The sequence below is a fragment of the Evtepia sp. genome, from assembly GCF_034090835.1.
Taxonomy (GTDB): Bacteria; Bacillota; Clostridia; order Oscillospirales; family Oscillospiraceae; genus Evtepia.
In genome coordinates, this window is the sequence record NZ_JAXDRS010000039.1 from 1 (window position 1) to 21745 (window position 21745).

General features: G+C 57.0%; 25 protein-coding genes, 1 pseudogene and 1 other annotated feature. Of the genes and pseudogenes, 17 read left to right on the forward strand and 9 right to left on the reverse strand.

Going from position 1 to position 21745, the window contains the following annotated elements; translation table 11 throughout:
• The 7 genes from rplL to rpmG all read right to left on the reverse strand — a co-directional run.
• Nucleotides 1–273: 50S ribosomal protein L7/L12 (gene rplL / locus SOR61_RS07470; protein WP_320612043.1), on the reverse strand; the 273-nt coding region annotated here is incomplete at its 3' end.
• 71 nt (nt 274–344) lie between these two features.
• A complete protein-coding gene (gene rplJ / locus SOR61_RS07475; protein ID WP_320612044.1) occupies nt 345–884 on the reverse strand; it encodes a 50S ribosomal protein L10 in 540 nt (179 codons plus the stop codon).
• 28 nt (nt 885–912) lie between these two features.
• Nucleotides 913–1039 (reverse strand) — a sequence feature (ribosomal protein L10 leader region).
• Nucleotides 1040–1109: 70 nt separating this feature from the next.
• Nucleotides 1110–1802, reverse strand: coding sequence for a 50S ribosomal protein L1 (gene rplA, locus SOR61_RS07480; RefSeq protein WP_320612045.1), 693 nt, complete (start codon nt 1800–1802; stop codon nt 1110–1112).
• 19 nt (nt 1803–1821) lie between these two features.
• Nucleotides 1822–2247 (reverse strand): 50S ribosomal protein L11, encoded by a 426-nt coding sequence (rplK, locus tag SOR61_RS07485; protein WP_320612046.1) that lies wholly within the window; start codon nt 2245–2247, stop codon nt 1822–1824.
• A gap of 78 nt (nt 2248–2325) precedes the next feature.
• Nucleotides 2326–2844, reverse strand: a complete 519-nt coding sequence (gene nusG, locus SOR61_RS07490) for a transcription termination/antitermination protein NusG (RefSeq protein WP_320612047.1) — start codon at nt 2842–2844, stop codon at nt 2326–2328.
• A 16-nt stretch (nt 2845–2860) separates the two neighbouring features.
• Nucleotides 2861–3187 (reverse strand): preprotein translocase subunit SecE, encoded by a 327-nt coding sequence (secE, locus tag SOR61_RS07495; RefSeq protein WP_320612048.1) that lies wholly within the window; start codon nt 3185–3187, stop codon nt 2861–2863.
• A 41-nt stretch (nt 3188–3228) separates the two neighbouring features.
• Nucleotides 3229–3393 carry a 50S ribosomal protein L33 gene (rpmG, locus tag SOR61_RS07500; protein ID WP_021920277.1) on the reverse strand — a complete coding sequence of 55 codons (165 nt, stop codon included), beginning with the start codon at nt 3391–3393 and terminating at the stop codon, nt 3229–3231.
• 401 nt (nt 3394–3794) lie between these two features.
• Between rpmG and ruvX the strand changes: the two genes are divergently transcribed.
• The 10 genes and pseudogenes from ruvX to SOR61_RS07550 all read left to right on the forward strand — a co-directional run bounded on the left by ruvX (nt 3795) and on the right by SOR61_RS07550 (nt 11092).
• Nucleotides 3795–4238 carry a Holliday junction resolvase RuvX gene (ruvX, locus tag SOR61_RS07505; RefSeq protein ID WP_407066521.1) on the forward strand — a complete coding sequence of 148 codons (444 nt, stop codon included), beginning with the start codon at nt 3795–3797 and terminating at the stop codon, nt 4236–4238.
• A complete protein-coding gene (gene udp, locus SOR61_RS07510) occupies nt 4235–5020 on the forward strand; it encodes a uridine phosphorylase (RefSeq protein WP_320612050.1) in 786 nt (261 codons plus the stop codon). The genes ruvX and udp overlap by 4 nt, the downstream gene beginning before the upstream one ends.
• Nucleotides 5017–5667: a DUF1847 domain-containing protein gene (locus SOR61_RS07515; protein ID WP_320612051.1), complete on the forward strand. Its 651-nt coding sequence runs from the start codon at nt 5017–5019 to the stop codon at nt 5665–5667. Before udp ends, SOR61_RS07515 begins: the two co-directional genes overlap by 4 nt.
• Before the next feature lie 712 nt (nt 5668–6379).
• Nucleotides 6380–6787: a ribonuclease III domain-containing protein gene (locus SOR61_RS07520; RefSeq protein WP_320612052.1), complete on the forward strand. Its 408-nt coding sequence runs from the start codon at nt 6380–6382 to the stop codon at nt 6785–6787.
• A gap of 3 nt (nt 6788–6790) precedes the next feature.
• Nucleotides 6791–8548, forward strand: a complete 1758-nt coding sequence (locus SOR61_RS07525) for an NFACT RNA binding domain-containing protein (protein ID WP_320612053.1) — start codon at nt 6791–6793, stop codon at nt 8546–8548.
• Nucleotides 8549–8558: 10 nt separating this feature from the next.
• The gene (locus SOR61_RS07530; RefSeq protein WP_320612054.1) at nt 8559–8759 is read left to right on the forward strand and encodes a hypothetical protein; all 201 of its coding nucleotides are present in this window, start codon (nt 8559–8561) and stop codon (nt 8757–8759) included.
• A gap of 108 nt (nt 8760–8867) precedes the next feature.
• On the forward strand, nt 8868–9188 hold the full coding sequence (locus tag SOR61_RS07535) for a metalloregulator ArsR/SmtB family transcription factor (RefSeq protein ID WP_320612055.1): 321 nt from the start codon (nt 8868–8870) through the stop codon (nt 9186–9188).
• Nucleotides 9189–9266: 78 nt separating this feature from the next.
• Nucleotides 9267–10279, forward strand: a pseudogene (locus SOR61_RS07540) (permease).
• 73 nt (nt 10280–10352) lie between these two features.
• Entirely contained in the window at nt 10353–10673 is a 321-nt protein-coding gene (locus tag SOR61_RS07545; RefSeq protein WP_320612056.1) for a thioredoxin family protein, read from the forward strand.
• Nucleotides 10670–11092, forward strand: a complete 423-nt coding sequence (locus tag SOR61_RS07550; RefSeq protein WP_320612057.1) for an arsenate reductase ArsC — start codon at nt 10670–10672, stop codon at nt 11090–11092. Before SOR61_RS07545 ends, SOR61_RS07550 begins: the two co-directional genes overlap by 4 nt.
• 73 nt (nt 11093–11165) lie before the next feature.
• On the opposite strand, the gene SOR61_RS07555 is transcribed toward SOR61_RS07550, so the two are convergent.
• Complete coding sequence (locus tag SOR61_RS07555; RefSeq protein ID WP_320612058.1) at nt 11166–11585, reverse strand: hypothetical protein; 420 nt, start codon at nt 11583–11585, stop codon at nt 11166–11168.
• Between the two features lie 307 nt (nt 11586–11892).
• Between SOR61_RS07555 and SOR61_RS07560 the strand changes: the two genes are divergently transcribed.
• Complete coding sequence (locus tag SOR61_RS07560) at nt 11893–12345, forward strand: DUF1934 domain-containing protein (RefSeq protein ID WP_320612059.1); 453 nt, start codon at nt 11893–11895, stop codon at nt 12343–12345.
• Nucleotides 12346–12387: 42 nt separating this feature from the next.
• The gene (gene argS, locus SOR61_RS07565) at nt 12388–14136 is read left to right on the forward strand and encodes an arginine--tRNA ligase (protein WP_320612060.1); all 1749 of its coding nucleotides are present in this window, start codon (nt 12388–12390) and stop codon (nt 14134–14136) included.
• A gap of 71 nt (nt 14137–14207) precedes the next feature.
• Here the strand turns inward: argS and proC are convergent, their stop codons facing one another.
• Nucleotides 14208–15008, reverse strand: coding sequence for a pyrroline-5-carboxylate reductase (gene proC, locus SOR61_RS07570; protein ID WP_320612061.1), 801 nt, complete (start codon nt 15006–15008; stop codon nt 14208–14210).
• 256 nt (nt 15009–15264) lie between these two features.
• On the opposite strand from proC, the gene SOR61_RS07575 reads away from it, so the two are divergent.
• The 5 genes from SOR61_RS07575 to SOR61_RS07595 all read left to right on the forward strand — a co-directional run.
• On the forward strand, nt 15265–16482 hold the full coding sequence (locus SOR61_RS07575; RefSeq protein WP_320612062.1) for a MalY/PatB family protein: 1218 nt from the start codon (nt 15265–15267) through the stop codon (nt 16480–16482).
• Between the two features lie 35 nt (nt 16483–16517).
• A complete protein-coding gene (locus SOR61_RS07580; RefSeq protein ID WP_320612063.1) occupies nt 16518–16895 on the forward strand; it encodes a RidA family protein in 378 nt (125 codons plus the stop codon).
• Nucleotides 16896–17039: 144 nt separating this feature from the next.
• Entirely contained in the window at nt 17040–18176 is a 1137-nt protein-coding gene (locus SOR61_RS07585; RefSeq protein WP_320612064.1) for an exonuclease SbcCD subunit D, read from the forward strand.
• Nucleotides 18173–20929: an SMC family ATPase gene (locus SOR61_RS07590; protein ID WP_320612065.1), complete on the forward strand. Its 2757-nt coding sequence runs from the start codon at nt 18173–18175 to the stop codon at nt 20927–20929. Before SOR61_RS07585 ends, SOR61_RS07590 begins: the two co-directional genes overlap by 4 nt.
• Before the next feature lie 157 nt (nt 20930–21086).
• Nucleotides 21087–21745: ABC transporter substrate-binding protein (locus SOR61_RS07595; protein ID WP_320612066.1), on the forward strand; the 659-nt coding region annotated here is incomplete at its 3' end.

Below are 21745 nucleotides of genomic sequence, written 5' to 3' on the forward strand. Positions count from 1 at the left end.
GACAGCCTTAGCGTCAGCCAGGCCCAGGCCGGTGATCTCACGGACAGCCTTGATGACCTTGATCTTCTCGTCGCCGAAGCTTGCCAGCACGACGTCGAACTCGGTCTTCTCAGCAGCAGCCTCAGCAGCGGGAGCAGCAGCAGCAGCAACAGCAACAGGAGCAGCAGCGGACACGCCGAACTCGTCTTCCAGAGCGTGAACCAGCTCGGACAGCTCCAGAACGGTCAGGGTCTTGATTTCTTCGATCATAGCAGTGATCTTCTCGCTAGCCATAGTAGTTACCTCCAAATAGTAAAGTTAAGATATTTTTTGTTTTAAGTGTTTAGGAAACCGAACGAAGGAAATTACTCGCCCTTCTGATCGGCGATGGCCTGCATGACGCGAGCCAGACCAGAGATGTTGGCGTCCAGGACGGTAGCCAGACCTCTGATGGGAGCAATAAGGGTACCGAGCACGGTAGCGATGAGGACTTCCTTGCTGGGCAGATCGGCCAGAGCCTTGACCTCTGCGGGGTTGATCACCTTACCGTCCACGAAACCGGCCTTGACGAAGAACTTGTTCTGTGCAGCCAGCTTCTTGGAGAACTCGGAAACGACCTTAGCGGCAGCAACGGGGTCACCCTCGCAGATAGCGATGGAAGTGGTACCCTCCAGAACGTCGCACAGATCGTCCAAACCAGCGTTCTTGGCGGCGAAACGGGCCAGGGTGTTCTTCACGACGAAGTACTCCACGCCGTTCTTACGCATCTCCGCACGAAGCTCGGTGTCTTCTGCCACGGTAATGCCCTTGTAGTCCACGACGACGCCGGCGGCGGCATTCTGGAACTTCTCGGTCAAAGAAGCGACGATGGCCTGTTTCTCGCTGAGAATCTTTGCGTTAGGCATACTGTTGTTTCACCTCCTGTAAATAAGTGAACCAAAGAAAAAACGTCCCTGCGCCAAAAGACACAAGGACATGAAGCAATCATAGAAACTATGAACTGCATCCTCGGCAGGATTTATGGAACACCTGCTGTCTTTGGACCGCGATTGATATTTTACCATTCCGGAAAGGCGCTGTCAAGCGCCTTTCCGGAAAATGATAACGAAAATAAGAGAAAGATGGGGAAATCAGCCCAGCTTGGCGGCGTTGACCTTGATGCCGGGGCCCATGGTAGAGGCGATCACGCAGCTCTTGATATAGGTGCCCTTGGCAGCAGCGGGCTTAGCCTTGATGATAGCGCCGATGAGGGTGTTGAAGTTCTCGCCCAGCTTCTCGGGGCCGAAGGAGATCTTGCCGATGGGGCAGTGGATGATGTTGGTCTTGTCCAGACGATACTCAACCTTACCAGCCTTGGCTTCCTTCACAGCGTTGGCCACGTTGGGGGTCACGGTGCCGGCCTTGGGGGAGGGCATGAGGCCCTTGGGGCCCAGAACCTTACCCAGACGACCCACGACGCTCATCATGTCGGGGGAAGCGATGACCACGTCAAAGTCGAACCAGTTTTCCTGCTGGATCTTCTGAGCCAGATCGGCCTCGCCCACGTAATCTGCGCCAGCTTCCTTCGCAGCGTCAGCCTTGTCGCCCTTGGCGAAGACCAGAACGCGGGGCACCTTGCCGGTGCCGTGGGGCAGAACGATAGCGCCGCGGACCTGCTGGTCAGCGTGACGGGAGTCAACGCCCAGCTTCACATGGAGCTCGACGGTTTCATCAAACTTGGCGGGAGCGGTTTTCACAATCAGATCCATAGCCTCTGCGGTATCATACAGAGTGGCCTTGTCGATCTGCTTTGCGCTGTCCTGATATTTTTTTCCTCTAAACATATCTCTTTACCCTCCTGCCTTACTCGCCGACGACAACGCCCATAGAACGGGCGGTACCGGCAATCATGCTCATGGCGGCTTCGATGCTGGCGGCGTTCAGGTCGCGCATCTTGGTCTCAGCGATCTTGCGAACGTCTTCCTTGCTGATGGTAGCCACCTTTTCCTTGTTGGGAACACCGGAAGCCTTCTCCAGGTTGCAGGCCTTCTTGATGAGGACAGCAGCGGGAGGAGTCTTGGTGATGAAGGTGAAAGAGCGGTCGGCGTAGACGGTGATGATCACGGGGATGATCAGGCCTGCGTCGTTCTTGGTGCGCTCGTTGAATTCCTTGGTGAAGGCGGAGATATTCACGCCGTGCTGGCCCAGAGCGGGGCCAACAGGGGGAGCCGGCGTTGCCTTGCCGGCGGGGATCTGAAGTTTAACGTATCCTACTACTTTCTGTGCCACTTAGAGCACCTCCATTTTGAAAATGTGGTTGGACGGAGCAAAAGGATGCTCCTCCCACGCTTACGCCGGAGCGTAAGGTCAGATGGATTCGATTTGATCCAAATCCAGTTCCACCGGGGTTTCCCGGCCGAACATAGAGACGACAACGCGAACTTTCTGGCGCTCGGTGTCGATTTCTTCTACGACACCCAGGAAGGATTCCAGTGCGCCGTCGGTAATGCGGACATTGTCGCCGACCTGATAGGTCACAAAGACCTCCCGCTTTTCCACACCCAGCGAGGCGATTTCATCCTCGGTCAGGGGGATGGGCTTGTTGCCGGACCCTACGAAACCGGTCACACCGCGCACATTGCGCACCAGGTGCCAGGTTTCATCGGTCATCACCATCTTGACCAGCACGTAGCCGGGGAAGACTTTACGCTCCACGGTTTTGGTGCCGGAGTCGGTGATTTCGGTGACGGTCTCCATGGGGATGTTCACCGAAAGGATCAGGTCGCCCATGTTGCGGTTTTCTACGGCCTTTTCGATGGTGGCTTTTACGGTGTTTTCATAACCCGAATAGGTGTGCGCCACATACCATTTTGCGTCTTCAGCCATTTTGATTCACCTATCTTCAACGACCGAAGAGGGAGAGGAGAGCGTCGATGACGGAGCTTGCAATGCCATCGAAGATCCAGACGATGATACCCACGACGATGACGCAGACGATCACGATGCCCGTCTTCTTCAAGGTATCGGCCCGGGTAGGCCAGCTGACCTTCTTGAGCTCAGCCTTCAGCTCGCGGAAGAAGCGGCCCAGGCGCTTGCCGAAGCCGGGCTTTTTGTCCTTCTCGGCCTTTGCCTTGTCCTTCTTGGGCTTTGCTGCCTTTGTCTCCTTGACACGCTCGACGGATGTTCCTTCTGCGGTTGCGTCCTGGTTCATCTTTTCTTTTTCAGACATTCAGTTCCACCCTTCTTTCTTACAGGGAATGTGTGTCATCATTACTTCGTCTCGCTGTGAACGGTGTGCTTTCTGCAGAAGGGGCAGTACTTGTTCATCTCTAAGCGGTCAGGGGTATTCTTCTTGTTCTTCATAGTGTTGTAGTTGCGCTGTTTGCATTCGTTGCATCTAAGGGTGATCTTCACCCGTGCGCCGGCTTTTGCCATGTTGCGGCACCTCCTTTACGATGTTCGGCCCTGAGAAAAACAAAAACGCCGGAGAGCGGCACTTCGTCTGGTTCTCAGGCGATTCCGATCCCGGCGGGCATACTCTGTCAAAAAATGCATGACAGAAACATACGGTAGGATCGGCCTCGTTTGCCTCCCTATGTCCAAATGGTCCAGGGTTTGCGCGAATATACCGTAATATGCGCACAAAAAATAAGCCCTTTTCATAGGTGTTCCTATTCTACCATAGGCGCGTCTTTTTTGTCAAGGTATTTTCCTTGGGTGATTTCGCATAAATATAATGTATCATAGGGGCTCTGCGTGCTTGGACTTGACAATGGGAAGGAGGGCACGGTAAGATACTCCCATCAAGATACGGTGTTACCATAGGATGTGATATGATGAGAATTATGGCTGTTGATTACGGAGATGCCAGAACAGGCGTTGCCGTGTCGGACCCTACGGGGTTTCTGGCAGGCCAGACCTTTTTGATTAAGAGCCGGAAGGAAGACGTGGTGCTTTCTGAGCTGGCGGCGTTGGCAGAAAAGCAGGGAGCGCAGGAGATCGTCATGGGATACCCCAAGAATATGGACGGAACCGTGGGCCCCCGGGCCGAAAAGTGTGACGCACTGGCCGGGAAACTCCGGGAACTGACCGGACTTCCCGTGATCCTGTGGGACGAGCGCCGTACCACGGTGGCTGCCCACCAGATTTTGGGGGGACAGGGAATCCGGGCGAAGAACCGGAAGGACAAGGTAGATTCTGTTGCAGCGACTTTGATCCTGGAGGGGTATCTTACCTGGAAAAAGACGCAGGAACAGCGGCAAAAGGAGGCAGAAGAATGAAGAAAGAGGCACGGGAACTGCAGTTCCATATTCATTGCGGAAAAGGAGACGTGGGACGGTACTGCATTTTACCGGGAGATCCCGGCCGCTGCGAAGCCATTGCAGCCCATTTTGATGATCCTGTCCATGTGTCTTACAACCGGGAGTACAATATTTATACCGGTACCCTGCTGGGAGAGAAGGTCAGCGTTTGCTCCACCGGCATCGGAGGGCCTTCTGCGGTGATTGCTCTGGAGGAATTGACTGCCATCGGTGCGGACACCTTCATCCGGGTGGGCACCTGCGGCGGCATCCGTCTGGACGTACAGAGCGGCGACGTAGTCATTGCCACCGGAGCGGTGCGCCATGAGGGCGCCAGCCGGGAGTACGCCCCTATCGAGTTTCCGGCGGTGTCGGACTATGAGGTGCTCTCTGCTTTGGTGCAGGGGGCAAAGACGTTGGGCTATCCTCCTCATGTGGGTGTGGTCCAGTGCAAGGACTCTTTCTATGGGCAGCACGATCCCCATCGGATGCCGGTATCCTACGAGTTGGAGAACAAATGGGAGGCATGGAAGCGGCTGGGCGTTCTGGCCAGCGAGATGGAGTCCGCAGCCCTCTTTACCGCCAGCGCTGCGTTGGGAGTGCGGTGCGGCTCCGTGTTTCATGTGATCTGGAACCAGGAGCGGCAGAAGGCTGGCCTGGATCAGAAAGAGAACGAGGATGTCACCCGCTCCATCCGTGTAGGCATTGAAGGCCTGAAGCAGCTGATTCTGTGGGACCGGGAACGGGAGGCCAGAAAATGAGTCAAGACCGAATCTATTCCTGCGTGGACTGTGGAGTGACCAAGTGTGATTCCCATAGTCCGGAGAAAGCCTATCCTGCGTTTTGTGTGGGACAAAACATGACCCCGCAGCAGAAGGAGAGGGCCTTTGCCCAATACCAGGAGGACGAAGAGGACAGAAAGCTGGCCCAGGTTTCTGCCTCGGTAGAGTCGGATGGTTACCGGAAGTGGCCCCGGGTCCAGGAGACCATCATCTTTGCCAAGCGTATGGGTTATCGGAAGATCGGCATTGCCACCTGCGTGGCTCTCATCCGGGAAAGCCGGACCTTTGCCAAGATGCTCCGGGCCAACGGGTTCGAGGTATATGGGATCGCCTGCAAAGCAGGGGAGCTGCCCAAGTCAGATTTAGGGATTGGGGAAGAACACCAGGGTCCCGGCCCTATGGCGTGCAATCCGGTGCTGCAAGCCCAGATGCTCAACGAGGCAGGGACGGAATTTAACATCGTTGTGGGCCTGTGCGTGGGGCATGACAGCCTTTTCTATAAGCATAGTCAGGCACCCGCTACGACGCTGATCGTGAAGGACCGGGTATTTGTGCACAACCCGGTCATGGCCTTGTACACAGCAGATGGATACTACAAAAACTTAATGGCTCCCCTGGAGGACTGATGGTTCAAAAATCCCGCTTTGGAAAAAGCGGGATTTTTTATAAGAAACCGCATACAGTTAGGATGGGGGGATGGATATGGAGCAGCGGTTTCCTGTGGAAAACGGAAGGATGGTCTGTAAGGAGGCAGGGGACAGGGTTGAGGTCACCATTGAAGTGACAGGACCCAACCGAGGCTTGTATCGTGGCTTTCTCCTGGGTCCTGGCGGTCGCCGGTGGGATCTGGGCACTTTATTGCCGGAAAGAGGATGCCTGTGCCTCCATCGGAGCCTGCTCATAGAAAATCTTCGGCGTCAGGGCTGCTGGCCGATTGTGGGTGGGCAGGTGAAATTGAACTATGCGTTCTCCGGGGAAAGCCTGAGAGAGTCTACCCCGAAAGGATGGAAAACGATCCAGAATCCCGGAGAGCTTTTTCCAGAGGATGAGATCCTTCGAGAGGAGAGCCGTGGAAGCGGACCGGCTTTTTTGTGCCGACGGGAAGACGGCAGCTTCTGTTTGGCGTACCCGTGGAACCCCGGCGCACCCTTTCCTCTCCCAGCGGCCTTTTGCTTTGCTGGGATAAAGACCTTCGGGGGCCGCCCCCATGTGGTTTTCCGGTTCCGGGCCGATGGAGAGCCGGAGCTTCCAGTGGGCGCACAGGAGATGCCCTTGTCAGACAGGGAAATCTGCGATACAATACCCCAAACGAAACGATAAACACAGTGGAGCAATAACATGGATTATTTTCATTTAAATGAGGAAAAACAGGACCTGCTGAAAATGAGCAACCTGGGGTTGGCCTATCTGGGGGATGCGGTGTATGAGGTGATGGTGCGGTCGTGGCTGTGCCTTCATGGGAAACTTACGCCGGGGACCCTCCACCGGGCAGCCCTGCGCTATGTGGCGGCCCCTCGACAGGCGTTAATGGTGGAGAAGATCCTGCCGGATCTCACACCGGAGGAAGAGCGGATCTTTAAGCGGGGCCGGAACACAGCCCCTCATTCTCTGCCCAAGGCAGCGACCCGGCGAGAGTACCAGACGGCCACCGGTTTGGAGGCCCTCTTTGGCTGGCTCTATCTTCGGGGAGAGACAGACCGCCTGAACCTTTTGTTTGAGCAGATGATGGATGGAGAGGAGGGCTGAGGAATGGCCATGGATGCACTTTGCCTGTCCGCTGTGCTGCGGGAGGTGGACCAGGCGGCAACTGGCGGGCGGATCGATAAGATCTACCAGCCCAGCCGGGATGAGATTTTGCTCCAGGTGCGGGGAACTGCCGGGGCGTGCCGTGTGCTGCTGTCGGCCAACCCGGCCCGGCCGAGGATCCAGCTTACGGAGCTGCCCCGGGAGAATCCGGCGGAGCCGCCCATGTTCTGTATGCTGCTGCGAAAGTATCTCACCGGCGAAAAGATCCTGTCCCTGCGTCAGCCGCCCATGGAGCGTCTGGTGGAGATGGTGGTGGAAGCCACCAACGAAATGGGGGATAAAGTGGAGCGCCGGCTGGTGCTGGAAGCCATGGGCCGCCGGGCCAATCTGGTCCTTCTGGATGGAGAAAACCGGATCGTAGATTGCCTGCGGAGAGTAGGGGGAGACCTGACCCAAAGCCGCCCGCTGCTGCCCGGCATGTTTTATCAGCTGCCTCCAGCCCAGGCAGGGAAGTACCGCCCCGATGCTTTGGATGAAGAGAGCCGGCGGGAACTGGTGGAAAGCAGCAAGGGGGACACCCCAGCCGATCGTTTTCTGCTGGATCATTTTGCGGGCATTTCTCCCCTGGTGGCCCGGGAGGCCGCCTTTGAAGCCTTTGGAGAGGTGGATGCTCCCGTGGAGCGTGGAGTGGAAACCCTGTTGGACAAGCTGACTGCCCTGGTGGAGAAAGCAGCGGCAGGAGAGAACCAGCCCACCCTCCTGATGCGGGAGGGGCAGCCGGTGGACTTTTCCTTCCGTCCCATCCTCCAATATGGCCCCACCACCGAGAGTGTGGAGAAGGAGAGCTTTTCTGCCCTGCTGGATGGATTTTACCACGCCAAGGAGACAGCAGAACAGGTGCGGCAAAAGGGGCAGGACTTCATCAAATCCCTGACCCACGCCCGGGACCGTCTGGCCCGAAAAATGGCCCTGCAGGAAAAGGAATTGGAGGGCACCAAGGACCGGGAGCACGACCGCATGTGCGGCGACCTCATTACCGCGAACCTGTACCGCATGGAAAAAGGGTCTCGGCGTTTGGTGACCGAAAACTTTTACGATCCGGAGTGCAGGGAGATCGAGATCCCCCTGGACCCCTTAAAGACGCCCCAGCAAAACGCGGCCCGGTACTATAAGGCCTATACCAAGGCGAAGCGGGCGGAAGAGATGCTGACCATTCAGCTGGAAAAGGGCCGAGAAGAGATGGCCTATCTGGAAAGTGTCCTGGACAGCATTTCCCGGGCGGAAGGGGATCGGGACCTGGAGGAGATTCGCCAGGAACTGGTGTCCACCGGGTATCTGCGCCGCCGTGGCAAGGCCAAAGAGCGGATGAAGCGGCCTGGGACCAAGCCCATGGAGTTCCGCTCTTCCTCGGGGCTGCGCATCTCTGTGGGACGAAACAACCTGCAAAACGACCAGCTCACCACCAAGCAGGCGGGAAAGTGGGACTATTGGTTCCACACCCAGAAGATCCATGGGTCCCACGTGATCCTCTGGACCGAGGGGGAGGAGCCGGACGAGACCAGCCTGCAGGAGGCAGCGCAGCTGGCGGCGTGGTTCTCCCAGGGCCGGGAGGGGAAGAAAATCCCCGTGGACTATACGCCTGTCAAGTATGTGAAGAAACCGGCCGGGTCTCGGCCCGGCATGGTGATCTATACCACCTATCAGACCGCATATGTTGACCCGGATGAACAGCTGGCAGAACGATTGAAGATAAAAAAGTAAGGAGACCAGGATGAAAGAAAAACTTGTTTGCTATCGCTTCCAGTGTCCCCGTTATCCCCGCTGCGCCCTGGCCAGGGGGAAAGGATGCTGTTTGGAGAGCGATCCCCAGGAAAGGGTGCTGCCGGAGGATGCCTGTACCAAGGAGAACGGTTATCCCTACTATCAGGAGCAGGAGGAACGTCCTGTCCTGGCTTGGATGCGCCGGACCTGAGAGAAGAAAATTCCCCGCCATGGACGGCGGGGAATTTTGTGTTGACAAAGGGGGATGGAAGGGTGTATACTCCTCATATCAAAAAAAGTTGATGTGAGGAGGCGCAGTATGCACGAGAAGTATCAGCAGAACGCAAAAGTGTTCAAGGCCTTTTGCGATGAAAAGCGCCTTGCGATTTTAGACCTCCTTCGGAGCGGAGAAAAGTGCGCCTGTGTGCTTATCGACGAGATGGAGATCGGGCAGTCTTCTCTGTCTTACCATATGAAGATCCTCTGTGAGTCCGGCATCATTGAGAGCCGGCAGGAGGGAAAGTGGACCCATTACCGGATCAGTCCTCAGGGCAGCGAGAGAGCGATGGCTCTTCTGCGGGAGATCACTACACCGGCCTGCTGCGAAGGAGAGGGTACCACCTGCTGCTGCGGAAAATAAATGCCATCTGCGTTTGGCAGAGTGGCTTTTATTTTGAAGAACATATCAATTTTTTGATATGATAGGAGGAGAGATACGATGGAATTACTGCAAACCATTGGACGGTTTCTCCAGGACCAGGTTCTGGGGATGAAGTGGCTCAACGACGGGATCGGCCAGGGCCTCTCAGCGCTGGGCGTGGATCTCACCAGCCGGGCAGGGGGAAGTCTTCACTTTTTCCTGTATGATGTGGTGAAGATCACAGTGCTGCTCTGCCTGTTGATCTTTGTGATCTCGTACATTCAAAGTTATTTCCCCCCGAGCGGAGCAAAAAGATCATGGGGCGTTTTCAGGGCATTTGGGCCAACATCATCGCAGCCTTGCTGGGGACTGTGACCCCCTTCTGCTCCTGCTCCTCTATCCCGCTGTTTATTGGCTTTACCAGCGCAGGGCTGCCGCTGGGGGTGACCTTTTCCTTCCTGATCTCATCCCCCATGGTGGACCTGGGGTCCCTGGTGCTGCTGATGAGCATTTTCGGCGCAAAAGTGGCAGTGGTCTATGTGGTGGTTGGTCTGGTGATCGCAGTCCTGGGCGGGACACTCATCCAGAAACTTCACATGGAAGAGTATGTAGAGGAGTTCATTCGCTCTGCCAGCAGCGTAGACCTGGACTCTCCCACCCTGACGAAGAAGGACCGGCTGACCTATGCCAGAGATCAGGTCCAGGCCACATTCCGCAAGGTGTTTCCCTTTATCCTGATTGGTGTTGGGATCGGCGCAGTGATCCACAACTGGATTCCCCAGCAGTGGATTCAGACGGTCCTGGGCAGCAGCAATCCCTTTGGGGTGACCTTGGCCACCCTGATCGGGGTCCCCATGTATGCGGATATCTTCGGCACCATTCCCGTGGCGGAGGCACTGCTGGGGAAGGGGGCCCAGCTGGGGACGGTACTGGCCTTTATGATGGCGGTCACCACCCTGAGTGTACCGTCCATGGTGATGCTCCGCAAGGCAGTAAAGCCCAGATTGCTTGGGACCTTTGTAGCGATCTGCACCATTGGGATCATTTTGGTGGGATACTGTTTCAATCTTTTGCAAAATATACTGCTGTAAAGGGAAAGAACTTGTCGTCATTTTGCTGTCTGAGACAGCAAGGAACATACAAACGATTAAGGAGGAATCAAACATGGCACTGTTTGGGTTTGGAAAGAAAAAGGAAGAGAAGGCTGCGCCTTCCTGTGGCTGCTCCGGCGGCTGTGGGCCGGTCCAGGAAGAGAGCCGTCCGGTGAAGGTCCTGGGGGGCGGCTGTGCCCGCTGCAATGAGCTGGAGGCTTCTGTGCTGGCCGCCATGAAGGAGCTGGGCATGGAACCTGCTGTGGAGCACGTGACGGACTTTGTAAAGATCGCCTCTTACGGCGTGATGGCGACCCCTGCCCTGGTGATCGACGGGAAGGTGCTGAGCAGCAAGGAAGCAGCGGAACTGCTGAAAGAGGCCCAGGGCGTATGATCGGCGCCGGGGAGAGAAAGCCTCGGGTGGCCTTCGTATGCGTGCACAATTCCTGCCGCAGCCAGATGGCGGAGGCTCTGGGGAAAGCCCTGGCCGGAGAGGTGTTTGAAAGCTGCTCCGGCGGGACGGAGACCAAGCCGCAGATCAACCAGGATGCGGTCCGACTGATGAAGCAGGAATATGGGATCGACATGGAGCAGACCCAGCGTTCCAAGCGTTTGGAGGAGCTGCCGCCGGTGGATGTGGTGGTGACCATGGGATGCAACGTGTCCTGCCCGAACCTTCCCTGTCTGCATCGGGAGGACTGGGGGCTGGACGATCCCACCGGCCAGGAGGACCCTGCATTTTTAGACACCATGTCCAAAATCGAAGAAAAGGTGTTGGACCTGAAGGCCCGGTTTTTACAGGGTAAGCTGTAAGAAGCGCCTGCGTTACGAAAAAACAGCCGCAGAATCTCATGGGATTCTGCGGCTGTTCTGGTCTGGAGGGAGATCACGGGGCAGAGTCGATGTCCACCAGGATATTGTCCGTACCGTTTTCTTCAAATTCGTTGATATAGGCTTCGATGCGCTGGGTCAGCTCGGCATAGTTGCTCTCGTCGATGGGGGCGTCGTTCATGTCTCTCCGGGCCAGATCTTCTGCCAGGATGTCAAAGAAGACGTTATTTTCGTAGTCCATGATGGCCTCGTGGATCCCACCCTCCACGAAGGCACGGGAGGGAATGGTCTCACCCCGGTAGGTTTCTGCCAGGATATCCATCCCTTCTTGTCGTGCCTTTTCAAAGAGCAGACTCTCCACTTTGTCGTAGTCCTGGAAACGGTCTTCGCCTCGGGTGGAGTTCAGGATCCAGTTTCCAATATATGCCATGTCCAGCAGACGCCGGAATTCCTTTCTGGTCAGTTCCAGCTGCATACCATTACCTCCTCGCGATAGGATGGAACAGATCTTTGCGCTGTATTCAGCGGGTGATTGGGCCGAAAAGATGCGTCCAATGTATTGTAAGCAAACAGGCGGGAAAGTGGTACTCGCCATATTGTCCATCTATTATAGAAGGATTGCACGAAAAAGTCAAAGTCATTCCGCTGAAATTATGGTGGAATCTGCATGGGAGTTTGTGGGCGTTCATGAGGGGGGAACCTTGCTATCCGAGGAAAAAAAGAGTATAATAACGTACATTTGAGCGATGCTCAGCAAAAAAGGAAACGGATGAAGATAGTTCATGAAAAAACCAGTTATTATTTCAATCAAAGGCGTGCAAAACGGAGACTCCGACCAGAAAGAGGTGATGGAACTGGTCACCCAGGGCATTCTGATGGGAGACGAAGCGGATGGATATTCTTTGATTTATCCTGAGAGCGAGCTCACCGGTCTGGAGGGGACCATTACGACCTTCTGCATCGGGAAGGACCGCATTACCCTTCGGCGGGAAGGGACGCTGAATTCCGAAATGATTTTTCAGGAGGGGGAGCGGCACGTTTCCCTGTATGAGACGCCCTATGGCGGATTGATGCTGGGCGTGAATACCCGGAAAGCCTGGGCGGACATCGGGGCCACCGGAGGGGATCTGGAGATTCGATATGCGTTGGAAGTGGACAATGAAAAGATCGGAGAAAACTCCTTTGAGATCCATGTGACCGAGCCTGTGCCGGGGGCTTCCGTCGCCGGCCAGTAAAGACGGGACGAAACGAAATCAAGAGAAAAGAGGGCGCAGTGTATGGCGAATTTGATTCAATACGCGAAAGAACAGGTAACAGAACTGACCAACCGGGCCTATGAAGCGGCTGCGGAAGAGGGCCTTCTGCCCGGCGGCGCGCAGGTAAGGGGCTCGGTGGAGATCCCCAAGGACCCCCAGAACGGCGATTACGCTTCTTCCTTCGCCATGGCAGGGGCCAAGGCACTGAAGAAGAATCCCCGGGAGATCGCCCAGATCCTGGTGGACCATATGGACCTGCAGGGCACCATTTTTGCATCCGTGGAGATTGCAGGCCCCGGCTTCTTGAACTTCCGCCTGGGTCCCAAGTGGTATGGGGACGTACTGGCAGAGATCGAGAAGGAAGGGGAACTTTACGGCAAGGGCGACGACGGCAAGGGAGAAAAGGTGATGGTGGAGTTTGTTTCCGCCAACCCCACCGGCCCCATGCATATGGGCAACGCCCGTGGCGGCGTGCTGGGCGATACCCTGGCCAACGTGCTCCAGCGGGACGGTTGTGATACCTGGAAGGAGTTCTATGTGAACGACGCAGGTAACCAGATCCATAAGTTTTCTGTTTCTCTGGAAGCCAGATATTTTCAGATCATTCTGGGGGAAGAGAACTATCCCTTCCCCGAGGACGGCTATCACGGGCAGGATATCAAGGACCTGGCCCAGAAGTTCTATGAGAAGCACGGAGACAGCTTCAAGGACGCAGACCAGGAGAAGCGTCTGGAAGCGCTGGCCCAGTTCGGTCTGGCGCATAACATCCCCAAGATGAAGGAAGATCTGCTCCGCTATCGGATCGAGTATGACCAGTGGTTCTATGAGTCCTCCCTGCATTCCTCCGGCTACGTGGCAGACACCGTGGCCATGCTGACCGAAAAGGGCTGGACCTACGAGAAGGACGGCGCTCTGTGGCTCAACACCTCTCAGTTGCTGAAGAACAAGTTCCTGGCAGAAGGAAAGAGCCAGAAGCAGGTGGATAAGCTGGATCTGAAGGACGACGTTCTGCGCCGCGCCAACGGATTCTATACCTACTTCGCTGCGGATATTGCCTATCATAGAAACAAGCTGGAGGTCCGCGGCTTTGACAAGGTCGTGAATGTCTGGGGTGCAGATCACCATGGTCACGTGGCCCGTCTCCAGGCTGCTTTGGATGGCCTGGGTCTGGACGGCTCCCACCGCCTGGTGGTGGTGCTGATGCAGCTGGTGAACCTGCTGCAGGACGGCCAGCCGGTCCGGATGTCCAAGCGCTCCGGCAAGGCGATTGCCCTGCATGATCTGCTGGACGAAGTCAGCGTGGATGCGGCCCGCTACTTCTTCAACTCCCGTTCCGCCACCAGCCCTGTGGACTTTGACCTGGGCCTGGCCGTCCGGGAGGACAGCGAGAATCCGGTGTACTACGTGCAGTACGCCCATGCCCGGATCTGCACCCTCATTGCCCGCCTGGCAGAAGAAGGACATCAGGTGCCCGCCGCTGCTGCCATTACCGCAGACCTGCTGGCTACGGAAGAGGAGAAGTCCCTGGTTCGTACCCTGGCCCGTCTGCCGGAGGAAATCCGTACCGCTGCCCGGGACTATGATCCCTCCCGGATCAACCGCTATCTTATTGAGCTGGCCGGGGAGTTCCATCGGTTCTACAGCGCCTGCCGCATCAAGGGTGAAGAGCCGGGTGTCCTGGCTGCCCGCCTGAAGCTGGCCGATAGTGTCCGCTCGGTGTTGGCCAACTGCCTGGGTCTTCTGGGTGTTTCCGCACCGGAAAAAATGTAATCACAGACGAAAGTGCAACAAGGCACGCTGTCCTGAGACAGCGTGCCTTGTTTTTTCTGTGGACCCAAAAGTTATTTTCCCAACGCGGCGTTCTTCTCGCTGGCAGCGATGACGGCGTCCATCATAGCGGCGCGTACGGCCCGTTGCTCCAGGGTGCGCACGCCCTGGATGGTACTGCCGCCGGGGCTGCACACTTCGTTTTTCAGCTGGTCCGGGTGCTTCCCGGTTTCCAGTACCATCTGGGCAGCCCCCAGAAGGGTTTGGGCGGCGAAGCGAATGGCGTCCGGACGGGGCAGACCGCAGGCCACCCCGCCGTCGGCCATGGCGTCCATGACCAGATAAGCGTAGGCAGGGCCGCATCCTGCTACCGCTGCGCCGACATCCATGAGAGATTCCTCCAGGGGGAAGAGCTTTCCTGCCTCTTCCATGAGGGCCAGGAAGCCTGCTTCCATCTCCTGGGTGACGCCGGGGCTGCTTTTATAAAAGACCACGCCCTGGCCCACAGCTACCGGGGTGTTGGGCATGATCCGGATGACAGGGTAGTCTCCTCCGGCCATGTTCTGAATCTGCTCAATGCTCAGCCCGGCGGCCATGGGGACCAGAATGGGAGGTTCCGAGCGGGCGCGCAGGACCGGCTGGAGATCTGCCAACATGCCAGCCATCAAGTGGGGCTTGACCCCCAGGAAAAGATAACGGCTTTCCCGGGCAGCCTCTTCGTTGGAGCCGGCGGTGAAGCCAAGGTCCTCTGCCAGGGCCTGGGCTTTCTCCGGCGTACGATTGGAGAGGATGCCGTCCTTGCAGCGCAGGCTGACAGCGCGGGCAACAGCGCCGCCCATGTTTCCGGCGCCGATCAAACCGAAGGTATACTTCATGAGGATTCCTCCTGTTTTTTAAAATTTCGTCCTTTGGATTGGATTTGCTTTGGCTCATTGTATCATAGGGAGCAAAGGGGGAGCAAGGGAAACGGGGGAAGAAAAAGGAGAAAGGGTCTCGTCAGAATGAAAGAAGGAGGAGGAGGAAAGGGGAGCGGTTTTGGTTCCCTGCCCAAGGTTTTGGCGGAAGGGAAGAAGATTCTTGCATCAGAGGAAAAGGTAGGGTACAATTTTTCGAAAGAAGGGAGGAGATACTTTGAGTCGAGAAATTCTGCAGGAGATCAGCCTGCTGGACCGGAGAGGGACCGACTGCGCCAAATGGGATTCTTTGCAGGATACCTTTGGCCGAGAGGACCTGCTGCCCATGTGGGTGGCGGATATGGATTTCAAGACGCCCCAGTGTATTCGCCAGGCCCTGCGCCAGGCGGCGGAGCAGGGGATGTTTGGGTATCTCAGAGTTCCGGAGCGGTACTATGCCAGCGTCCTTGGATGGGAAGCACGCCGCCATGGAAACCACCTGGAAAAGGAGTGGCTCCGCTGGACCCCTGGGGTCGTGGCCGGGCTGTTCCGTCTGGTCCAGGCCATCACAGAACCGGGGGACCCAATTATGATCCAAACGCCGGTTTACTATCCCTTCTTCCGTGTCATCCGTAACACCGGACGCACTATGGTGTGCAATCCCCTGCGGGAAGACCACGGGGTGTATACGGTGGATATGGAAGACTTTGAACGTAAGCTGGAAGAGCATTCCGTAAAAGTCTTTCTTCTCTGCTCCCCTCATAACCCGGTTGGGAGAGTGTGGAAGAAGGAAGAACTGAAAGCCATGCTGGACTGCTGCCGCCGCCATGGTGTGCAGGTGGTGGCTGATGAGATCCACCACGATATGCTGATGCCGGGCCACACCCACATCCCTGCGGCCAGCCTCTGGGAGGGAGAGGGCGCCCCTGCTACGTTCTTCTCTGCCAGCAAGACCTTTAACCTGGCTGGCGTGAAGCACTCCATTTTGGTTCTGCCGGATGCATCCCTCCGGGAGAAGTTTGACGGGTTTCAAAAGACCATTGGCGCAGCGGATGGCAGTACCCTGGATTATGTGGCGGTGACAGCGGCCTTTGAAGAGGGCGATGAATGGCTGGACACCGTTTTAGAAGAGATCCATGGAAACAACCAGCTGATGCGGCAGCGTCTGGAGGATATCCCGGGGGTCACCATTTCTCCGCTGGAAGGGACGTATCTTCTGTGGGTGGACCTCGGCGGAGTGATCGCCCCGGAAAAAATCCAGGAATTTCTTTTGGAGGAGTGTAAGATCGCGCCGGACTTTGGGTTCTGGTTCCATCCAGAGGAGGGAGCGCAGGATACCCATGTCCGCTTGAATTTGGCAGCCCCCAGAAAAACTGTGGAGAAAGCAGCGGATCAACTGGAATCCGCCCTGAGACGGGCACTTGCAAACAGCGGATTCTGGAAGAACGCAAAATAATAGAGACTTCAAGACCAAGGGAAAGGACGAACAGTATGGAAATTTTGTACACCGACAAAGCACCGGAAGCCATCGGCCCCTATTCTCAGGCGATCGAAGCGGGAGGACTGGTATTTCTCTCCGGCCAGCTTGGTATCATTCCGGATACCGGCGCACTGGCTCACAGCCTGGCTGCCCAGACTGTGCAGGCGTTGGAGAATGTGAGCTGCGTTCTGAAGGCGGCAAACCTGACGCTGAAGGACGTGGTCAAGACCACCTGCTATCTGAAGAATATGGAAGATTTCGCGCTGTTCAATGAGATCTATGGCCAGTATTTTGGGGATCATAAGCCTGCCCGCTCCTGCTTTGCTGTGGCGCAGCTGCCCAAAGATGGCCTGGTGGAGATCGAGGTCGTTGCCGAGAAAAAGGCATAACTTTGTTTGGATTTGAAACTGGAAAAGGACCGCTTCCTGGAAGCGGTCCTTTTTTGCGCGCCGTAAAAGTTTGCGCTCCGGATCGTTTTTTTGTAGAATGGATCCTGTTATATGGAACAGGACAGAGTAAGGAGGAAGACCACGGTGAAGTTGCTGCATGTGTCCGATCTGCATATTGGAAAGCGCGTCAATGGATTTTCTATGCTGGAAGACCAGAGTCATATTTTGCAGGAGATCCAGACGCTGGCTGTAGAAAAGAAGGTCGACGGGGTCCTGCTGGCAGGGGACCTTTACGATAAGCCGATTCCGCCGGCGGAAGCGGTCACCCTGCTGGACGGGTTTCTGACCCATTTATCCGAACAAGGGATTGCGGTTTTTGCCATCAGCGGTAACCACGATTCTCCGGAGCGGCTGAGCTTTGGCGGCCGCCTTCTGGAGAAGGAGGGGATCCATTTGGCCAGCTTGTATCATCCCGGAGAAGGAGTTCTGGAGCTGCAGGATGCCTGGGGAAAAGTACGGATCTATCTTTTACCCTATCTGAAACCGGCGGTCATCCGCCACCTGGACCCGGAGGGAATGGTCACCGAGTATAACGAAGCTGTGTCCTGGGCTCTTGCTCAGTGGGACCTGGACCCAAAGTGCCGCAATGTGCTGGTAGCCCATCAATTTGTGGTGGGCGGGGTGACCTGTGAGTCGGAGGAGCGGTCCGTGGGCGGTCTGGACCAGGTGGATGCCCAGCTGTTCCGGGACTTTGATTATGTTGCCCTGGGGCACCTCCATGGGCCTCAGAAGATCGGTCGGGAGACCGTGCGCTACGCCGGCTCTCCCCTGAAGTATTCCTTTTCAGAGGTGAGCCACCATAAGTCTGTGGTGCTGGTGACGTTGGAGGAAAAGGGGAAGGTTTCGGTGGAACTGTTGCCGCTGCACCCCTTGCGGGATCTTCGGCAGATCCGTGGGACCTATGAGGCGGTCACGATGAGATCATTTTATGAAGGGACCTGCGTGGAGGACTATCTGCACGTCATCCTCACAGACGAAGAAGATGTGCCCGAGGCGGTGGGAAAGCTCCGGGCGGTGTATCCGAATTTAATGCAGCTGAGTTACGATAACCTGCGAACCCGGGGGGATCAGGAGATCCTTGGGGCAGAGCGGCCGGAGGAAAAGACCCCGCTGGAGCTGTTCCGGGATTTTTATCAACTGCAGAATAATCAGCCCATGGGAGAGGAGCAAGAGAAGTTCCTTGTAGAACTCATGGAGACCATCTGGGAGGGAGAAGCATGAGACCCATTGTTTTGGTGATGTGCGCCTTTGGTCCCTATGCGGGGGAGACCAGGCTGGACTTTTCCCTTCTGGGAGAAAAGGGCCTGTATCTCATTACGGGAGACACCGGTGCGGGAAAGACCACGATTTTTGATGCCATTGCCTTTGCCCTCTACGGGGAGGCCAGCGGCACAAGCCGGGAGCCGGGGATGCTGCGGAGCAGTTTTGCGGAGGAAGGCCGTCCGACGTTTGTGGAGATGACGTTCCGGTGCGGAGGAAACACCTATACGGTGCGCCGGAACCCGGACTATCTTCGCCCGGCCAAGCGGGGCAAGGGGATGGTCATGGAAAAAGCGGATGCAGAGCTGGCGTTTGCTGATGGGCGGCCACCGGTGACGGGAGTACGGGAAGTGACCAAAGCGGTCACGGAGATCGTGGGGCTGGACCGGATGCAGTTCTCTCGGGTGGCGATGATTGCCCAGGGGGAGTTTCAGCAGCTGCTGCTGGCCAAGACAGAGGAGCGCAGTAAAATCTTCCGGGAGATTTTCCACACAAAAGGATATCAGAAGTTACAAGACACTTTGCGGGAAGCGTCCAGCCGATGGAAAGGGGAGTACGAGCGCATCACCCAGAGCATTCAGGGGCAGCTGGACCAGGTCCGCCCGGAACCGGAACGGGAGGAAAGCTGGGCAGAGACGGAGCCCTTGGGTGGAGCCCGAGTGGTGTCCTGGCTGAAAGAGGAGTTGGACCGGCAGAAGGAACGTCTGGACCTTTTGCGCCAGACGGAGGAGGAAGGAGCACGAGTCGGAGAACAACTGAGCCAGCGTCTGGGCAAGGGGGAGAGTCTTCACCGCAGCCGGGAGGAATGGCAAAAGGCCAGAGAGGAGCGGGAGAGTCTGCTGCCCAGACAGCAGGTCCTGCTGGAGCGATGGACCGAGCAAAAGCAGAAGGAGACGGGACTGCCCCGGATGCGGGAGGAACAGGCGGAAAAGAAACAACAGCTGCTGCTGTATCACGAGCGGGATGCAGTAGAGAAGGAAGAGAAGAAGCTGCGTCGGGAGAGAGACACTGCCCTGCGGGACTGGCAGACGGCGGAGGAACGGAAAAAGCAGATCGCCCAACAGCGGGGCGAGACCCGGGAGGAATTGTCTCATCTGGAGGGCCTGGAACGACGGGAACTGGAACTGGACCGGCAGAAAGAGCGACTGGCAGAGCGGGGCACCCGCCTGGCTGCTTTGCAGGAAAGGCTCCGGAATTGGAACACGCTGAAGGAGCAGCAGGCCCAGGCGAAGGAAGCGTATGGGGGAGCGATGGAGAAGGCAATTTCTCTCCGCACGCAGTATCTTCAGTGGGAGCGGGCGTTTCTGGATGGACAGGCAGGCTACCTGGCGTCTTTCCTGGAGGAGGGGGAGCCGTGCCCTGTGTGCGGGTCGGTCCATCACCCGCAGCCTGCGGTCTTGCAGGAGGAGGTATTGTCCCGCCAGGAACTGGAGCGGAGAAAGCAGGAGGTGGAGACTGCCGAGGAGGCTGCCCGGGAAGCCAGCCGTCAGGCGGGCCTTTTGACCGAGCGGGTGGAAGCGGCCCAAAAGGAAGTAGAGAGGCAGGGAGAAGCCCTGTTTTCCCTGGAGAGAGAAGGGACACTGGAGGAGAAGATCAAGGCGGAGGAACAGACCCAGAGGCAGGAGGAACGGACGTGGCGTCAAGCGGTGGATGTCTGGAAGGCGGATGCATCCCGGCGGAAGAGCCTGGAAAAAGCGCAGCTGGATCTGGAAGCCCAGGAGAAGGTGTGCGAGAGACAGAGCATCCAGGGAGAAAAACAGGTGTCTGCTTTGGACAGCCAGCTCGCAGCGAAGCAGGAGCAGAGGGCCCGATTGAATGAACGTCTGGGTTTGTCTACCAGAGAAGAAGCAGAGGCGACGTTGCAGGAGCTCACCCAGACCATCCGGTTGACCGAGTCTGCGTCGGAAAAGGCCCGGGAGGACTACGAAGCCTGCAGCCGCCGGGTGGGGGAACTGGATGCCCGGATCAGCGCACTGGAAGAACAGCTGGCAGAAGGACCGGAGGAAGATCTGGAGGCTCTGGCAGCCCAGGCGGAAGAGAACCGGAGAGCGCAGCAGGAGGCCCGGCAGGAACGGGAGGAACTGCTCACCCGGTACGATACCAACCGTCGAGTCCAGACGGCTTTATCACGGCTGGTCCGGGAACAAAAGGATATTGAGACCAAATGGGGGTGGGTCCGTTCCCTGTCGAATACCGCCAACGGAACCATCTCCGGGAAAGAGAAGATCATGCTGGAGACCTATATCCAGATGACGTGGTTCGACCGGATCTTGGCCCGGGCCAATGTGCGTCTCATGGGGATGACAGGAGGCCGGTATGAGCTGCGCCGTCGACGGGACCCGGAAAATCAGCGCAGCCGAAGCGGTCTGGATTTGAACGTACTGGACCACTACCGGGGCGGAGAGCGGAGCGTCAAGACACTGTCAGGAGGAGAGACTTTCCAGGCCTCCCTGTCTCTGGCTCTGGGACTGGCGGACGAAATGCAGGCGGCGGCAGGGGGGACCCGGCTGGACACCCTGTTTGTAGACGAGGGATTCGGCTCTCTGGATGATGGCGCGCTGGAGCAGGCAGTGCGGATTTTGACGGATCTGACGGAGGGCAGCAAACTGGTGGGGATCATCTCCCATGTTTCGGTGCTGAAAGAGCGGATCGACCGGAAGATCACGGTGAGAAAAGCCAGGGAGGGAGGAGGCAGGGCAGAAGTAGAGTGGTGAGAGGAAAACGGGGAAAAGACCTTGGAAAAAGAACGCGGAAGCCGCAAAAAAAAGTTGCAAAAACGTTGGTTTTATAGTAGACTATAAGCACCGTGCCAGAAAAGAACATACGTCCGCCAAAGACGGACGGTCTGGCAAATGAAAAGGAGGTAAAAAAATGAAGAAGATTCTTGCCCTTCTGCTGGTAGGATGCATGGCGCTGGCTCTGGCTGCCTGCGGCACTCCTGCAACCACTGAGGGTGGCGGCAGCAGCGCACCCTCTGGCGACACCATTTACATCGGTGTCTACGAACCCCTGACCGGCGACAACGGCGCCGGCGGTAAGCAGGAAGTGCTGGGTATGCAGTATGCAAACTCTGTCGCTCCCACCGTCGAGATCGGCGGCAAGACCTACAACGTGAAGCTGGAAGTGGTGGATAACGAGTCTGCTAACGACAAGGCCGTCTCCGCTGCCAACAGCCTCATCTCCAAGAACGTGTCTCTGGTTCTGGGCTCCTATGGCTCCGGCGTGTCCATCGCTGCTGCTGAGACCTTCGAGAGCGCAGGCGTGGCTGCCATCGGCGTGACCTGCACCAACCCCCAGGTTACCGAGGGTAACGACAGCTACTTCCGTATCTGCTTCATCGATCCCTTCCAGGGCACGATGCTGGCGCGCTTCGCGGTGGAGAACGAATACAAAAACATCGCCATCATCCAGGAGATCGAATCCGAATACGCGGTGGGCCTGGTGAACTACTTCGAGCAGGAGCTGAGCGCCCACGAGGGCTACGCGGTCTCCAGCAAGGGCAACTTCGTCAATACCGATCAGGACTTCAC

Coding starts and splice junctions, on each gene's coding strand:
- SOR61_RS07590 (WP_320612065.1), top strand. CDS start 18,173: ATGAGACCCATTGTTTTGGTGATGTGCGCCTTTGGTCCCTATGCGGGG.
- rpmG (WP_021920277.1), bottom strand. CDS start 3,393: ATGGCAAAAGCCGGCGCACGGGTGAAGATCACCCTTAGATGCAACGAA.
- SOR61_RS07550 (WP_320612057.1), top strand. CDS start 10,670: ATGATCGGCGCCGGGGAGAGAAAGCCTCGGGTGGCCTTCGTATGCGTG.
- SOR61_RS07580 (WP_320612063.1), top strand. CDS start 16,518: ATGGAAATTTTGTACACCGACAAAGCACCGGAAGCCATCGGCCCCTAT.
- SOR61_RS07545 (WP_320612056.1), top strand. CDS start 10,353: ATGGCACTGTTTGGGTTTGGAAAGAAAAAGGAAGAGAAGGCTGCGCCT.
- nusG (WP_320612047.1), bottom strand. CDS start 2,844: ATGGCTGAAGACGCAAAATGGTATGTGGCGCACACCTATTCGGGTTAT.
- SOR61_RS07520 (WP_320612052.1), top strand. CDS start 6,380: ATGGATTATTTTCATTTAAATGAGGAAAAACAGGACCTGCTGAAAATG.
- SOR61_RS07560 (WP_320612059.1), top strand. CDS start 11,893: ATGAAAAAACCAGTTATTATTTCAATCAAAGGCGTGCAAAACGGAGAC.
- rplA (WP_320612045.1), bottom strand. CDS start 1,802: ATGTTTAGAGGAAAAAAATATCAGGACAGCGCAAAGCAGATCGACAAG.
- argS (WP_320612060.1), top strand. CDS start 12,388: ATGGCGAATTTGATTCAATACGCGAAAGAACAGGTAACAGAACTGACC.
- SOR61_RS07530 (WP_320612054.1), top strand. CDS start 8,559: ATGAAAGAAAAACTTGTTTGCTATCGCTTCCAGTGTCCCCGTTATCCC.
- proC (WP_320612061.1), bottom strand. CDS start 15,008: ATGAAGTATACCTTCGGTTTGATCGGCGCCGGAAACATGGGCGGCGCT.
- SOR61_RS07525 (WP_320612053.1), top strand. CDS start 6,791: ATGGCCATGGATGCACTTTGCCTGTCCGCTGTGCTGCGGGAGGTGGAC.
- SOR61_RS07555 (WP_320612058.1), bottom strand. CDS start 11,585: ATGCAGCTGGAACTGACCAGAAAGGAATTCCGGCGTCTGCTGGACATG.
- rplJ (WP_320612044.1), bottom strand. CDS start 884: ATGCCTAACGCAAAGATTCTCAGCGAGAAACAGGCCATCGTCGCTTCT.
- SOR61_RS07535 (WP_320612055.1), top strand. CDS start 8,868: ATGCACGAGAAGTATCAGCAGAACGCAAAAGTGTTCAAGGCCTTTTGC.
- udp (WP_320612050.1), top strand. CDS start 4,235: ATGAAGAAAGAGGCACGGGAACTGCAGTTCCATATTCATTGCGGAAAA.
- ruvX (WP_407066521.1), top strand. CDS start 3,795: ATGAGAATTATGGCTGTTGATTACGGAGATGCCAGAACAGGCGTTGCC.
- SOR61_RS07515 (WP_320612051.1), top strand. CDS start 5,017: ATGAGTCAAGACCGAATCTATTCCTGCGTGGACTGTGGAGTGACCAAG.
- secE (WP_320612048.1), bottom strand. CDS start 3,187: ATGTCTGAAAAAGAAAAGATGAACCAGGACGCAACCGCAGAAGGAACA.